This is a genomic window from Rhodococcus sp. 21391, from assembly GCF_016772255.1.
Classification (GTDB): Bacteria; Actinomycetota; Actinomycetes; order Mycobacteriales; family Mycobacteriaceae; genus Rhodococcus_F; species Rhodococcus_F opacus.
Genome location: NZ_CP063781.1, coordinates 3,817,524 through 3,831,070, shown reverse-complemented (window position 1 = coordinate 3,831,070; position 13,547 = coordinate 3,817,524). Strand labels below are relative to the sequence as shown.

Below are 13,547 nucleotides of genomic sequence, written 5' to 3'. Positions count from 1 at the left end.
GGGAGCGGACCCTAGGGTGGGGACGTGCGGGGATTGATATTGGACTTCGGAGGAGTTCTCGCGGGTCCCGGTTCGGACATGGACGGCCTGTCGTCCGTCCTCGCCGGTGCCCGGACTCGTGGGGTGCGGACCGCGATCCTCAGCAACGATCCCGGTGGTCCCGGCGCGCAGTGGCTGCGGGAACTCGGTGACGGCCGGCTGGTCGATCAGGTCGTGCTGTCCGGGGATGTCGGTGTCGCCAAACCTGATCCGCGGATCTACCGGCTGACGGCCGACGCGCTCGGTCTGGCCCCGGGGGACTGTATCTTCGTCGACGACCTGTCGGTCAATGTCCGGGGTGCGGTGGCCGTCGGGATGGTGGGTATCCACCACGTCGACGGCGGCGCCACCGCGGACGAGATAGCGATACTTCTCGAGGTCGATCGAGACGGGATGCAAGGGGGACAGGCGCCGACATGGTGACGAGACTGACTACGCAGGACGCGTCGTTCTATTTTCTCGAGGCGAGCAGTACGCCGATGCACGTGGGTTCGCTCGCGATCTTCCGCAAGCCGCGAAACGGGTTGTCCTACGAGGAATTACTGAGCCTCGTCGAGGAACGACTGAGTCTGGTCCCGCGCTACCGGCAGAAGGTGCGGGAGGTGGCGCTGGGACTGTCGCGGCCGGTCTGGGTGGACGACCAGGACTTCGACATCGAGTACCACGTCCGGCGGTCGGCGCTGCCGAAGCCCGGATCGGATGCCCAGTTGCACGATCTGGTCGCACGGCTCACGTCCCGGCCGCTCGACAACACGCGACCGCTGTGGGAGATGTACCTGGTGGAGGGGTTGTCGAACAATCGCTTCGCCATCTTCACGAAGTCCCATTCGTCGCTGGTCGACGGTGAGACGGCACTCGAGATCGGTCAGGTGATCCTCGACCCGGCGAAGACCCGGCGTCCCATGGCCGAGGAGCTGTGGATGCCGAGCCCCGCCCCCAGTGAGTCCACACTGATCGCCGGGGCGCTGGCGGAGATGGTGGCGCGGCCGGGCGAAGGGCTGGCGGCGCTGCGGATGACGTTGGGTGACATGGCGTCCGCGCTCGGTGAGACCGTACGCGCCGTCGGCAAGGTCGCCGCCGTCGTGCGCACCGCCACGCAGGTGGCGCCGGCGAGTCCGCTGAACGCGACCATTTCACGCAATCGGCGCTTCGCGGTGGTCAAGACCGAGCTGGGTGACTACCGGAAGATCCGCGCGCAGTACGGGTGCGAGGTCAACGACGTCATCCTCGCCGTCGTGTCGGGTGCGATGCGGTACTGGCTGCTCTCCCGCGGCGAGCCGGTGGCCGAGTCGACCACGGTCCGGGCCATGGTCCCGATGTCCGTGTACGCGACGGACCCCGAGACCGACGACGAGGAGTCACGCCGCGGCGAATGGGCGGATCCGCGAAGCATGGTGTCGTCATTCCTCATCGACCTGCCGGTCGGGGAACCGAATGCCGTGGTGCGGCTGTCGCACGTGGCGCACGCCATGGAGGCGCACGCCAAGCAGAGCCAGCGGGTCACCGCGGAGACCCTGGTGCGTTTGTCGGGATTCGCGCCCGCCACGCTGCACGCGATGAGTGCCCGTGTCGCGAGCAGCTTCTCGCAGCGGATGTTCAACCTGATGATCACCAACGCGCCGGGACCGCAGCTGCCGCTGTACGTCGGGGGAGCGCGGATGCTCGAGATGTATCCGGTGTCGCCGCTGCTGAAAAACCAGACTTTGAGCATCGGCCTGACGTCCTACGACGGCAACGTCTACTACGGTTTGAATGCAGACCGTGACGCCATGGCCGACGTGGACGTGGTGGCGGCGCTGCTGTACGAATCTCTCGAGGAGTTGTTGGATGCCAGCCGGTGAGAAGTCCGCGGTGCGAATGACGGGTGACGCATGACGAGGGTGTACGTTCCCGCGACGATCGAGATCCTCCAGCAGCTCGTCGCCGACCGGGAGTTCGATCCGATGAGCCGTACCGCCTTCGCCGTCACCCCCACGCTCCGCGAGGCGTACTCGTCGGGCGACGACGAGGAACTGGCCGAGGTCGCGATGGCCGAGGCCGCCCGCGCCTCGCTGCGACTGATCGCGGGCCGGGTGGGGGAGAGCGGAAGCGACGGGGTTCGCTTCCGTCGCGCCGTGGTCGCCGCGGACGTGGACGAGGTGACGCCGCGGCCGGATCTCGACGACGCCGTGGTCCGGTTGCCCGGTCCGGTGACGATCGGCACGGTCGCGTCGGTGCACGTGGATCTCGCGGAGGCGGAGCCGGACATCGAACGGGCCGTGTCGGCGATCGACGAGGCGGATCTCGGGGACCCCGACGCCGAGTTCGTTCTCGGTGACGCGGAGGATCATGTCCTGGCGTGGTACGCCACTCAGGAGCTTCCGTTCCTTCTCGAACTGCTCTGACCGGTACGTCCCCTTACCTTGGGGTAACCTACGGTACCGTAACTTGATAACCTACGGTAGCGTAGGTCATGACGGAAAAGGTGGAGGTCGGATGGGTCTGAAGGATTGGATCGAGGCGCCCGCAGCAGCGGTTGTGCCCGCCAAGCGGTCCAAGCTCAATTGGTTGCGAGGTGCGGCGGCACGGCTGACGACGCCGTTGCTGCCCGACGACTACCTGCATCTCGCCAACCCACTGTGGTCGGCTCGCGAACTGCGCGGACAGATCGTGGAGGTGCGCGCGGAGACCGCGGACTCGGCCACGATCGTCATCAAGCCGGGCTGGGGATTCGACTTCGACTACGAGCCCGGCCAGTACATCGGCATCGGTCTGCACATCGACGGACGCTGGCACTGGCGCTCGTACTCCCTCACCTCGCCGCCGAACTGGGACGACAAGCTCATCTCCATCGCCGTCAAGGCGATGCCCGAGGGGTTCCTGTCGAGTCACCTCGTCAACGGTGTGCCCTCGGGGACGATCGTGCGGCTCGCGACCCCCACGGGCAACTTCGCGCTGCCCGACCCGCCGCCGCAGCGGATCCTGTTCCTCACCGCGGGCAGCGGCATCACTCCCGTCATGGCGATGCTGCGCACGATGAACCGGCGCGGTCAGCTCCCCGACGTCTTCCACGTCCACTCGGCCCCCACCGACGCCGACGTGATGTTCGCCGACGAGCTCACCCGGCTTCACGAGGAGCACGACGACTTCCGGTGCAAGATCCAGCTCACCCGCAGCCAGGGCAAGTTCGCGCTGTCCTCGCTCGACGAGGTGTGTCCCGATTGGCGCGAACGGCAGACGTGGGCGTGCGGGCCGCTGCCGATGCTCGACGAGATCGAGACGCTGTGGCGTAACGAGGGCATCGAGGACAAGTTGCACCTCGAGCGGTTCGCCGTCTCCCGCGCGGACACGTCCGGCGAGGGCGGGACCGTCACGTTCGCCAAGGCCGACAAGACCGTGACGATCGACGGTGCCACCACTCTCCTCGAGGCAGGTGAGCAGGTCGGGGCACTGATGCCGTTCGGCTGCCGGATGGGTATCTGCCAGACGTGTGTCGTGCCGATCCTCGCCGGGCACGCCATCGACCTGAGGTCCGGCAAGCAGCACGCCGAAGGTGACCGAGTCCAGACTTGTATCTCCGCGGCGGCAGGGGACTGCACGCTCGACGCGTGAGCGTGGGCGTGTTGTTCACCTGACTCCGCTATTCTCGGACTCTCACCAGACGGAGGAGCACGGTGGCGATCACCGACATCAAAGAGTTCGCGCATCTGACCGAAGCGGACATCGAATCGCTCGGGCGTGAGTTGGATGCGATCCGGCTCGACGTGGAGGATTCGCGGGGCGTTCGCGACGCCCGCTACATCCGCCGGGCCATCAGGGCGCAACGGCTGCTGGAGCTCAGTGGCCGGGTTGCGTTGTTCGGAAGCCGCTACCGCCCGGCCTGGCTCGCGGGCACCGCGATGCTGTCCCTCTCGAAGATCATCGAGAACATGGAACTCGGCCACAATGTGATGCACGGCCAGTGGGACTGGATGAACGATCCGGAGATCCACTCCATGTCGTGGGAGTGGGATCAGACGGGCCCCTCGGAGCATTGGAAGCGGGCGCACAACTACTCCCACCACACGTTCACCAACATCGTGGGAATGGATTCCGATGTGGGGTTCGGCATCCTCCGGATGACCCGCGACGAGGAGTGGCGGCCGATCAATCTGCTGCAGCCGTTCGCCAACATCATCCTGGCCGCCACGTTCGAGTGGGGGATCGCGCTCCACGACCTCACCTTCGCGGCCGAGCTCGAGGGTGCGGAGAAGGGTCAGCTCAATTCCCAGGCCAACAAGGATTTCGGTCGCAAGATCTTCCGTCAGGTCGGCAAGGACTTCCTACTGTTCCCGGTGCTCGCGGGGCCGGCGTGGAAGTCGACGCTGACGGCCAACGCCACCGCCAATCTCGTGCGGAATCTGTGGGCCTATGTGGTGATCTTCTGCGGGCACTTCCCGGACGGTGCCGAGAAGTTCACGGTGGACGAGTACGAGAACGAGACCCGGCACGAGTGGTATCTCCGGCAGATGCTCGGCAGTGCCAATTTCGATTCCGGCAAGGTCATGGGTTTCATGAGCGGCAATCTCAGCTACCAGATCGAGCATCACCTGTTCCCGGACCTGCCGAGCAACCGGTACCCGGAGATCGCCGTGAAGGTGCGGGCGCTGTGCGAGAAGTACGACCTGCCGTACACCACGGGTTCGCTCGCCAAGCAGTACCTGCTAGCTCTGCGCACGATCCACAAGCTCGCCCTGCCCGACCGGTTCCTGCGGGCGACGGCGGACGACGCCCCGGAGACGTCCTCGGAACGCAAGTTCCGCGACGCCCGTGATGCGGGTGCCGCCATGGTCGAGACGTTGCGCACGGATCCCGTCACAGGGCAGCGGCGGGGTCTGCTGTCGGCGTTGCGCGCCCGCGCGGAGGCCAAGATTCCTCGACGTCGACGGTGATTTCACTCACACCTACACTCAGGTAACCTACGGTGTCGTAACTTACGGTACGGTAGGTCGAGTCAGCGCCTTTCGGGTGTGAACTGTCGACCCAGCCAGGAGGAGGTCCCCCATGGCGATTGCAGACGTCAAGGAATACGCACATCTCACCGAAGCCGACATCGAGTCGCTCGGACGCGAGCTCGATGCGATCCGGCGCGATATCGAAGAGTCCCGCGGGGAGCGTGACGCGCGGTACGTGCGAAACACGATCAGACTGCAGCGTTCCCTCGAAATCGGTGGCCGAGCCGTCCTCTTCGCGAGCAAGCGTCGTCCCGCCTGGCTGGCGGGTACGGCCATGCTGTCTCTCTCGAAGATCATCGAGAACATGGAACTCGGCCACAACGTCATGCACGGCCAGTGGGACTGGATGAACGATCCCGAGATCCACTCCACCTCGTGGGAGTGGGACGTGACGGGACCGTCCGCTCACTGGAAGCAGACACACAACTACATTCACCACAAGTACACCAACGTCCTCGGCATGGACGACGACGTGGGATACGGACTGCTGCGCGTCACGCGTGACCAGCGGTGGAAGCCGTTCAACACCGGCAATCTCCTGTACAACACGCTGCTCGCGCTGTTCTTCGAGTACGGAATCGCGGCGCAGCATCTCGAACTCGGCAAGGTCGCCAAGGGGCGCGTGCCGAGCGAGGAGACCCAGCGCAAGCTCCGTGAGGTCGGCGAGAAGGTCGGCAAGCAGATCCTCAAGGACTATGTCGTGCACCCCGCGGTCACGGGTCCCGCGTGGAAGAGCACGCTCACCGCAAACATCGCCGCGAACATGATCCGCAACGTGTGGACCAACGCGATCATCTTCTGTGGACACTTCCCGGACGGCGCCGAGAAGTTCACCAAGGCGGACATCGACAAGGAAACGCCGGCCCAGTGGTACCTGCGGCAGATGCTCGGTAGCGCGAACATCGAGGGTGGCAAGCTGATGGACTTCATGTCCGGCAATCTCAGCTACCAGATCGAGCACCACCTGTTCCCCGACCTGCCCAGCAACCGCTACTCGGAGATTGCCGTGCGGGTGCGGGAACTGTGCGACAAGTACGACCTGCCGTACACGACCGGGCCCTTCCTCGTGCAGTACGCGAAGTCGTGGCGCACCATCGCCAAGCTGTCGTTGCCGAACAAGTACCTCAAGGCGACCGCGGACGACGCGCCGGAGACGGCGTCGGAGCGCAAGTTCGGTGGAAACACCACGGCGACAATCGATCCCGTAACCGGTCGCCGTCAGGGATTGAGTACCGCGATTAAGCGCACCCGCAAGCGCCGCGGTCTTCGCGCGCTGCTGTCCCGCTAGAAAGTACCGCTATCGACGCGGTTCGTCCCTCACCAGGCTTCGTTGGACGCGATGGCCGTGAGGAGGTGACGGACCGCGTCGACGCGTTTGGCGGCCTTGCCCTCCAGCCGGTCGAGCGCGCATTCTGGGTCTGCGGGCGGCCCGAGGTGGGTGCACCCCCTCGGGCAGTCCTCGATGGCCGCGGCCAGATCGGAGAACGCGGCCACCACGTTCTCCGGGGAAATGTGGGCCAGTCCGAACGACCGGATGCCGGGGGTGTCGATCGCCCAGCCGCCCGTCGGAAGCGGCAGCGCCACCGATTGCGTGGACGTATGCCTGCCCTTGCCGACGCCGGAGACCACGCCGACGGCCCGGTCGGCGTCGGGCACGAGGCGGTTGACGAGAGTCGACTTCCCGACCCCCGAGTGGCCGATCAGCGCGGTGAGCCGGCCCGACAGCATCGACAGGACCTCGTCGACCGGATCGTCGCGACCGGCCACGACGACGGGGACGTCGAGGTCGGCGAACGCGCTCGCGAACTCCTCGGGCGGCTCGAGATCGCTCTTCGTGAGGCACACGATGGGACTCAATCCGCCCGCGTACGCGGCGACGAGCGCACGTTCGACGAATCCCGTCCGGGGCGGCGGGTCGGCGAGCGCCACGACGATCAGCAGCTGCTGGGCGTTGGCCACGACGATCCGCTCGTACGGATCGGTGTCGTCGGCGGTGCGTCGCAGCACAGTGGAGCGTTCGGCGACCCGCACGATCCGCGCCAGGGTGTCGGGCTTGCCGGACAGATCACCGACGACACTCACCTCGTCGCCGACCACGATGGGGGTGCGGCCCAGTTCCCGGGCGCGCATGGTGACGAGGGGACGCTCGGGGTCGCCGCCCAGCACGCAACCCCACCGGCCGCGGTCGACCGAGACGACCATCGCCGACTCCGCGGCGAGGTGCTCCGGCCGGGTCTTCGTGCGCGGGCGCGTTCCTCGGCCCGGGCGTACCCGGACGTCGGACTCGTCGTACTGCCTGCGACTCAGAAGCTCGCCTTCCGTTCGGTGCCCGCGGCTGCGGACAGCATTGTGGCCCACAGGTTCTCGAAACCGGGCAGGGTCTTGGCCGTGGTACCGACGTCCTCGATCTCGATGCCGTCGACCCGCAGCCCGACGATGGCGCCCGCGGTCGCCATCCGGTGGTCGGCGTAGGAGTGCCACGTCCCACCGTGCAGGTCCGCCGGGACGATCGTGAGGCCGTCCTCGGTCTCGGTGACGTTCCCGCCCAGCGAGTTGATCTCGTGTGCGAGCGCGGCCAGCCGGTCGGTCTCGTGACCGCGCAGGTGCGCGATGCCCCGCAGGTGCGACGGGCCGTCCGCGAGTGTGGCGAGCGCCGCCACGGTCGGGGTGAGTTCGCCCACGTCGTGCAGGTCGATGTCGATGCCGGTCAGCTGCTGCGGACCACGGACGGTGAGGTTCGCGCCGTCCAGCCGGACGTCCGCGCCCATCGCCAGGAGGATTTCCCGGATCGCGTCGCCTGGTTGCGTCGTCCTGCTCGGCCACAGGGGAACGGTCACCTCACCGCCGGTGACGGCGGCGGCGGCCAGGAAGGCGGTGGCATTCGACAGATCGGGCTCGATCGCTCGGTCGACGGCCCGGACGACACCGGGGCTCACCCGCCACGTGTCGGCCTCCCCGCCCGTCGCCGGGGTCGTGACCTCGACACCCGACTCGCGCAGCATCTCGACGGTCATGTCGATGTGCGGCATGGATGGGACCGTCTTGCCGTCGTGATGGACCGTGACACCCTCGTCGAACGCGGCCGCCGACAGCAGCAGCCCGGAGACGAACTGTGACGAGCCGGACGCGTCGATGGTGACCCGTCCACCGCGCAGCGAGCCCGCACCGCGGACCGTGAACGGGAGGGAATCGCCGTCGATGTCCGCGCCGAGACCGCGCAGCGCATCCAGGATCGTGTCGAGGGGCCGGGTGCGCGCCTGCTCGTCCCCGTCGAAGTGAACCGTTCCGCTCGCGAGCGCCGCGACCGGCGGAAGGAACCGCATGACGGTGCCCGCCAGTCCGCAGTCGACGGCACCGCCCCGGAGTCGTCCGGGGGTGACCCGCAGCGTCGTGTCGGCGTCGACCGTCTCGATACTGATGCCGAGCGTGCGGAGCGCGCCGATCATGAGGTCGGTGTCCCGGCTGCGCAGTGCCCCGGTGAGGGTGGACGGACCGTCCGCGAGTGCGGCGAGGATCAGCGCGCGATTGGTGATCGACTTCGATCCGGGGAGGGCGACCGTCGCGACGACGGGCGCTTCGGCACGGGGGGCGTTCCACAGGCTCAGGCTCACGGTCTCCATCTTCGCCTATCGGGCGGGTCGTGGGGCGGGGTGGGCGGCGTGTCGCGGGTGTCGGTGGTTCGTGCCACTCTGGTGGGCATGTGCGGCAGGTATGCGACCACTGCGAATCCGGCGACACTCGCGGCCGACCTCGATGCGATCAACGAGGCGGGCGAGGAGGAGAGTCCGCCCGACTACAACGTGGCGCCCACCACGCAGGTCCTGACGGTCGTCGACCGCCACGACGCCCGGCGGATCCGGCGGATGCGGTGGGGGCTCGTGCCGTCGTGGACGAAGGAGCTCGGCAAGGGGCCGGTGCTGTTCAACGCGCGAGCGGATTCGGTCGACAACAAACCGGCCTTCCGGAACGCGTTCAAGTACAAGCGCTGCCTCGTTCCGATGGACGGCTGGTACGAGTGGCAGACCGAGGTCGATGCGGCGGCCGCCGGGAAGAAGTCGGGCAAGGCGAAGAAGATCCCGTACTACATGTCGCCGGAGGACGGCTCGCGCCTGTACATGGCCGGGCTGTGGTCGGTCTGGCACGATCCCGCGGTCGCGGAGTCGCCCCCGGTTCTGAGCTGCAGCATCATCACGGTCGACTCAGCCGCCCAACTCGAGAACGTGCACGACCGGATGCCGCTGGTGATGCCCCGCGACCGCTGGACCGCATGGCTCGATCCCGAGCATCCCGCGTCGACGGATCTGCTCGAGGTGTCACCCGACGCCATCGCCGATATCACCGTCCGGCGGGTGTCCACGCTGGTGAACAGTGTGAAGAACAACGGACCGGAACTCCTCGACCCGGACGCGGCCGGTCCTGACGAGGCACAGGTGGGGGAGCAGATCAGCCTGCTGTGACCGCGGCGGTGACGGCGCCGCTGAGCCGCACCAGGTCGGCGGGCGCGAGTTCGATCTCGAGTCCGCGCCTGCCGGCGCTGCACAGCACCCGGTCCCAGTCGAGAGCCGACGCGTCGACGACCGTCGGGAGTGCCTTGCGCTGGCCGAGCGGTGAGATGCCGCCGAAGACGTACCCGGTGGAGCGCTCCGCCTCGGTGCGTTCCGCCATCACGGCCTTGCCCGCGCCCAGCGCCGCGGCCGCCGCCTTCAGCGACAGTTTCTCCGGCACCGGCACGACCGCCACCGCCAGCTTGCCGGTGTCGAGTTTGATCACCAGCGTCTTGAACACCTGGTGGGCGGTGACGCCGACCGTCTCGCCCAGGGCGTCGACGGCTTCCGAACCGTACGATTCCGCCCGCGCATCGTGCGCGTAGCTGTGCACGCTGTGATCGATGCGATGTTCGACGAGCAGCTTCGTCGCGGGAGTGGCAGTTCCGGCCATGGACAGACACTCTGCCACGCGGTCGGGAACACAGCGGACGGGAGGCGTGTTGGTACCTGCAGAAGAACAGTGCATCGAAGGGAGTGGTCCGTATCGTGATGTCCTCGGTGATGGAGCCCACGTCGCGTTTGCAGTTGGCGGTAACGTTGACGCCCACGGCGACCGAAGGGATCAGCGTGCAGGAACATGACCGTCCGACGGCAGACCAGGCCGAGCCACAGGACGAGTTGATCGCGCGTTTCGAAAGGGATGCGCTCCCACTTCTGGATCAGCTGTACGGCGCTGCTCTGAGGATGACCAGGAACCCGGCGGACGCCGAGGACCTCGTGCAGGAAACGTACGTGAAGGCCTACACGGCGTTCCGTTCGTTCCGCGAGGGCACCAACCTCAAGGCGTGGCTGTACCGGATCCTCACGAACACGTACATCAACTCGTACCGCAAGAAGCAGCGCCAGCCCGCGCAGTACCCCACCGACGAGATCACCGACTGGCAGCTGGCGGCGACGGCGGAACATTCGTCGACCGGTCTGCGGTCCGCCGAGGTCGAGGCCCTGGACGCGCTCCCCGACGACGACATCAAGGAAGCACTCCAGGCCCTGCCGGAGGAGTTCCGGATGGCCGTCTACTACGCGGACGTCGAGGGATTCCCCTACAAGGAGATCGCCGAGATCATGGGCACCCCGATCGGGACCGTGATGTCGCGACTGCACCGCGGCCGCAAGCAGCTCCGGGGTCTGCTCGCCGATGTCGCACGCGAACGTGGATTCAACCGTGGGGGCACCGACGAGGTGCCCGGCGACAGTGTAGTGAGCACGGAGCAGGAGGTTTCTCGGTGAGCGAGCAGGACGAATTCGAGCAGCTCGACTGCTCCGCCGTCATCGCGGACGTCTGGCTGATGCTGGACCGTGAATGCGACGAGGCGTCGAGGGCGCGGCTGCAGAGGCACCTCGACGAGTGCGGGTCGTGCCTCGAGGCGTACGGGATCGAGGAGAAGGTGAAGAGCCTCGTGAACCGCAAGTGCGGTGGGGAGCACGCGCCGGAAAGTCTGCGTCAGAGGCTCTCCATCGAGTTGCGGCGGACAATCCTGATCACGAACACCGAACCAGACGCATAACTCGTCAGAACAGCAATCAGGGGCCGGAAAGCATCGCTGCTTTCCGGCCCCTGGTGCGTTCTACGGCGCGTCAGGCGTTGGGACGCTTGCCGTGGTTTGCGGCGTTGCCCTTGCGACTGCGCTTCTTACGACCACGCTTACCCATGAGTAGATCTCCCTTCTTTTCACCACAGTCTTCCACGTGTGGTTGGGTGTCCTTGCAACAGGGCTTTCTCGACACCCGGGAGTGAAGGATCACAATGGCAGAAGACGTGCGCGCCGAAATGGTTTCGACGGTGTATCAGGTTGTGGTGAGCGCGGGTGACGAGGTGAAGGAGGGTGACACCCTCGTCATCCTGGAGTCGATGAAGATGGAGATCCCCGTCATCGCCGAAGAGCCCGGCACGGTCACCTCCGTGGACGTCAAGGTCGGCGACGTGATCCAGCAGGGCGATCTGATCGCTGTCATCTCCTGAGCTGACACCCACCGACGATGTCCACACTGAGTGACCTGCTCGCCGAACACACCGACCTGCCCGGCGAGGCCGTCGATCATCTCCAGCGCGTCGTCGGTGAATGGCAGTTGCTCGCCGACCTCTCCTTCGCGGACGTTCTGCTCTGGGTCGGAACGGATTCCGCGGCCACCAACCCCACGGGCACCGTGATCTGCGTCGCGCACTGCAGACCCACCACCGCGTCGACCGCGTTCCCGGAGGACGTCGTCGGGACCGTCGTGTCGGAGTCGGAACACCCGCAGGTGCTGCAGGCGCTGCTCGAGGGCCGCGTCGTGCGCCCCGAGGACGGCGGCGGGCACGAGGGTCTGCCGCCGCGCGGAGAGGCGGTCCCGGTGCGGTGGAACGGCGAGGTGATCGCGGTCCTGAGCCGGGACACCAACCTGTCGCACCAGCGGGCGCAGAGCCCGCTCGAGGTCGCTTATCTCGACTGCGCCGAGGATCTGTGCCAGATGATCAGCGACGGCACCTTCCCGATCCGGGAGGCCCGGTCGGACACCAACTCGAGTCCCCGTGCCGGCGACGGCTTCATCCGTCTCGACACCGACGGCAGCGTGGTCTACGCGAGTCCCAATGCGCTGTCGGCCTACCACCGGATGGGTCTGAGCTCGGACCTGATCGGTCAGAACCTCGCCGCCACCACGCGCTCGCTCGTGACGGACCCGTTCGAGTCGCAGGAGGTCGCCGGGTACATCCGCGACACCATCGCCGACAAGCCGGGTCGTCGCATGGAGATCGAAGCCAGGGGAGCGACCGTGCTGCTCCGGGCGCTGGTCCTCAAACCCGGCGGGAAGCGGGTGGGCGCCGCTGTCGTCGTGCGGGACGTCACCGAGGTGAAGAGGCGGGATCGCGCCCTGCTCAGCAAGGACGCGACGATCCGCGAGATCCATCACCGGGTGAAGAACAATCTGCAGACCGTGGCGGCGCTCCTGCGACTGCAGGCCCGGCGCACCAACAACGAGGAAGCCCGGCAGGCGCTGAGCGAATCGGTGCGCCGCGTCACCTCGATCGCCCTGGTGCACGACACACTGTCGATGTCGGTGGACGAGGAAGTGAACCTCGACGAGGTCGTCGACCGCCTCGTGCCGATCCTGTCGGACGTGGCGACGGTGAGCACGCCGATCAAGGTCCGCCGGGAGGGCAGCTTCGGGGTGTTCTCCGCGGAGCGGGCCACGCCACTGGTGATGGTGCTGACCGAACTCGTGCAGAACGCGATCGAGCACGCCTTCGAACCCGGCGCGCCGGGGACGGTCACCATGAGGGCCGAACGCTCCGCGCGGTGGCTGGACGTCGTGATCCACGACGACGGCAGGGGATTACCACCCGGTTTCAGCCTCGAGCGGTCCGACCGTCTCGGTCTGCAGATCGTCCGGACCCTGGTGGCCGCCGAGCTGAACGGTTCCCTCGGGCTGCATCCCGGGGCGGACGGTGGCACGGATGCCGTGTTACGCGTACCGCTGGGCCGTCGTGGGCCCCGGTACTGACCGGCGGGCAAGCAAAAGGCCCGGCACCATGTGGTGCCGGGCCCGTCTCCTTCTGAAGTGTCAGACGGTGGTGCGGGCACGCGTCCGAGCGTTGCGGCGCTTGAGTGCGCGTCGCTCGTCTTCGCTCATGCCGCCCCACACACCGGCGTCCTGGCCCGACTCGAGTGCCCACGAGAGGCATTCGGCGGTCACCGGGCAGCGGTTGCAGACAACCTTGGCATCAGCAATCTGCGCGAGGGCCGGACCGCTGTTGCCCACAGGGAAGAACAACTCGGGGTCTTCGTCGCGACAGATTGCCTTGTGGCGCCAGTCCATCCTTCTGCTCCTTAACTGGGTGCGAAATGCACCGTTTCGTCTTCATGAGTTCATGTGTGCGTAGAGAATGTTTCCGCACTGTTGCTTGTGAATGCTTTCACGAACTGGCGGGATGTCAATAGAAAACCGCCGCACCGTGGGGGAGCTCACGTACTTAGGCTGCCCTTCGAGGCGCGCCGTCCTTTGTACCCCG

16 protein-coding genes are annotated in these 13,547 nt (G+C 66.9%); 11 read left to right on the top strand and 5 right to left on the bottom strand.

From position 1 onward, the window contains the following. Positions 1-24: 24 nt before the first annotated feature. The 6 genes from GO592_RS17940 to GO592_RS17915 all read left to right on the top strand — a co-directional run bounded on the left by GO592_RS17940 (position 25) and on the right by GO592_RS17915 (position 6,300). Positions 25-462, top strand: coding sequence for an HAD-IA family hydrolase (locus tag GO592_RS17940; protein ID WP_037204691.1), 438 nt, complete (start codon positions 25-27; stop codon positions 460-462). Further along, on the top strand, positions 456-1,880 hold the full coding sequence (locus GO592_RS17935; RefSeq protein ID WP_005259739.1) for a WS/DGAT/MGAT family O-acyltransferase: 1,425 nt from the start codon (positions 456-458) through the stop codon (positions 1,878-1,880). The genes GO592_RS17940 and GO592_RS17935 overlap by 7 nt, the downstream gene beginning before the upstream one ends. 30 nt (positions 1,881-1,910) lie before the next feature. Continuing rightward, the gene (locus tag GO592_RS17930; protein ID WP_202714898.1) at positions 1,911-2,423 is read left to right on the top strand and encodes a DUF6912 family protein; all 513 of its coding nucleotides are present in this window, start codon (positions 1,911-1,913) and stop codon (positions 2,421-2,423) included. Positions 2,424-2,514: 91 nt separating this feature from the next. Next, positions 2,515-3,630, top strand: a complete 1,116-nt coding sequence (locus tag GO592_RS17925; RefSeq protein WP_172650477.1) for a ferredoxin reductase — start codon at positions 2,515-2,517, stop codon at positions 3,628-3,630. A gap of 62 nt (positions 3,631-3,692) precedes the next feature. Continuing rightward, positions 3,693-4,949: a fatty acid desaturase family protein gene (locus GO592_RS17920; protein ID WP_202714897.1), complete on the top strand. Its 1,257-nt coding sequence runs from the start codon at positions 3,693-3,695 to the stop codon at positions 4,947-4,949. Positions 4,950-5,061: 112 nt separating this feature from the next. Continuing rightward, positions 5,062-6,300 (top strand): fatty acid desaturase family protein, encoded by a 1,239-nt coding sequence (locus GO592_RS17915; RefSeq protein WP_005240079.1) that lies wholly within the window; start codon positions 5,062-5,064, stop codon positions 6,298-6,300. A 29-nt stretch (positions 6,301-6,329) separates the two neighbouring features. Here GO592_RS17915 and rsgA read toward each other — a convergent pair whose 3' ends face one another. Continuing rightward, positions 6,330-7,370: a ribosome small subunit-dependent GTPase A gene (gene rsgA, locus GO592_RS17910; RefSeq protein WP_005259734.1), complete on the bottom strand. Its 1,041-nt coding sequence runs from the start codon at positions 7,368-7,370 to the stop codon at positions 6,330-6,332. Then, positions 7,316-8,632 (bottom strand): 3-phosphoshikimate 1-carboxyvinyltransferase, encoded by a 1,317-nt coding sequence (gene aroA / locus GO592_RS17905; RefSeq protein WP_202714896.1) that lies wholly within the window; start codon positions 8,630-8,632, stop codon positions 7,316-7,318. The genes rsgA and aroA overlap by 55 nt, the downstream gene beginning before the upstream one ends. Positions 8,633-8,710: 78 nt before the next feature. Between aroA and GO592_RS17900 the strand changes: the two genes are divergently transcribed. Next, positions 8,711-9,469 (top strand): SOS response-associated peptidase, encoded by a 759-nt coding sequence (locus GO592_RS17900; protein ID WP_202714895.1) that lies wholly within the window; start codon positions 8,711-8,713, stop codon positions 9,467-9,469. Here GO592_RS17900 and ybaK read toward each other — a convergent pair. Beyond that, on the bottom strand, positions 9,456-9,950 hold the full coding sequence (gene ybaK / locus GO592_RS17895; RefSeq protein ID WP_065490421.1) for a Cys-tRNA(Pro) deacylase: 495 nt from the start codon (positions 9,948-9,950) through the stop codon (positions 9,456-9,458). The two genes, GO592_RS17900 and ybaK, sit on opposite strands and share 14 nt — an antisense overlap. 176 nt (positions 9,951-10,126) lie before the next feature. Between ybaK and GO592_RS17890 the strand changes: the two genes are divergently transcribed. Both GO592_RS17890 and rsrA read left to right on the top strand, forming a co-directional pair. Further along, on the top strand, positions 10,127-10,786 hold the full coding sequence (locus GO592_RS17890; RefSeq protein WP_371737077.1) for a sigma-70 family RNA polymerase sigma factor: 660 nt from the start codon (positions 10,127-10,129) through the stop codon (positions 10,784-10,786). Further along, on the top strand, positions 10,783-11,064 hold the full coding sequence (gene rsrA, locus GO592_RS17885) for a mycothiol system anti-sigma-R factor (RefSeq protein ID WP_005240092.1): 282 nt from the start codon (positions 10,783-10,785) through the stop codon (positions 11,062-11,064). The genes GO592_RS17890 and rsrA overlap by 4 nt, the downstream gene beginning before the upstream one ends. 70 nt (positions 11,065-11,134) lie before the next feature. Here the strand turns inward: rsrA and GO592_RS46575 are convergent, their stop codons facing one another. Then, a complete protein-coding gene (locus tag GO592_RS46575) occupies positions 11,135-11,209 on the bottom strand; it encodes a 50S ribosomal protein bL37 (RefSeq protein ID WP_022597109.1) in 75 nt (24 codons plus the stop codon). Between the two features lie 94 nt (positions 11,210-11,303). Here GO592_RS46575 and GO592_RS17880 point away from each other — a divergent pair, with 94 nt between their 5' ends. Then, positions 11,304-11,519 (top strand): biotin/lipoyl-binding carrier protein, encoded by a 216-nt coding sequence (locus tag GO592_RS17880; RefSeq protein ID WP_005240095.1) that lies wholly within the window; start codon positions 11,304-11,306, stop codon positions 11,517-11,519. Between the two features lie 17 nt (positions 11,520-11,536). After that, positions 11,537-13,039, top strand: coding sequence for a sensor histidine kinase (locus GO592_RS17875; RefSeq protein ID WP_005259727.1), 1,503 nt, complete (start codon positions 11,537-11,539; stop codon positions 13,037-13,039). A 60-nt stretch (positions 13,040-13,099) separates the two neighbouring features. Here the strand turns inward: GO592_RS17875 and GO592_RS17870 are convergent, their stop codons facing one another. Beyond that, positions 13,100-13,354: a WhiB family transcriptional regulator gene (locus GO592_RS17870; protein WP_005240099.1), complete on the bottom strand. Its 255-nt coding sequence runs from the start codon at positions 13,352-13,354 to the stop codon at positions 13,100-13,102. Positions 13,355-13,547: the final 193 nt, after the last annotated feature.

Excerpts from the sequence above, each read along its gene's own strand:
- GO592_RS17935 (WP_005259739.1), top strand. The coding sequence starts at position 456 with ATGGTGACGAGACTGACTACGCAGGACGCGTCGTTCTATTTTCTCGAG.
- GO592_RS17930 (WP_202714898.1), top strand. The coding sequence starts at position 1,911 with ATGACGAGGGTGTACGTTCCCGCGACGATCGAGATCCTCCAGCAGCTC.
- GO592_RS17925 (WP_172650477.1), top strand. The coding sequence starts at position 2,515 with ATGGGTCTGAAGGATTGGATCGAGGCGCCCGCAGCAGCGGTTGTGCCC.
- GO592_RS17915 (WP_005240079.1), top strand. The coding sequence starts at position 5,062 with ATGGCGATTGCAGACGTCAAGGAATACGCACATCTCACCGAAGCCGAC.
- aroA (WP_202714896.1), bottom strand. The coding sequence starts at position 8,632 with ATGGAGACCGTGAGCCTGAGCCTGTGGAACGCCCCCCGTGCCGAAGCG.
- GO592_RS17900 (WP_202714895.1), top strand. The coding sequence starts at position 8,711 with ATGTGCGGCAGGTATGCGACCACTGCGAATCCGGCGACACTCGCGGCC.
- ybaK (WP_065490421.1), bottom strand. The coding sequence starts at position 9,950 with ATGGCCGGAACTGCCACTCCCGCGACGAAGCTGCTCGTCGAACATCGC.
- GO592_RS17880 (WP_005240095.1), top strand. The coding sequence starts at position 11,304 with ATGGCAGAAGACGTGCGCGCCGAAATGGTTTCGACGGTGTATCAGGTT.
- GO592_RS17875 (WP_005259727.1), top strand. The coding sequence starts at position 11,537 with ATGTCCACACTGAGTGACCTGCTCGCCGAACACACCGACCTGCCCGGC.
- GO592_RS17870 (WP_005240099.1), bottom strand. The coding sequence starts at position 13,354 with ATGGACTGGCGCCACAAGGCAATCTGTCGCGACGAAGACCCCGAGTTG.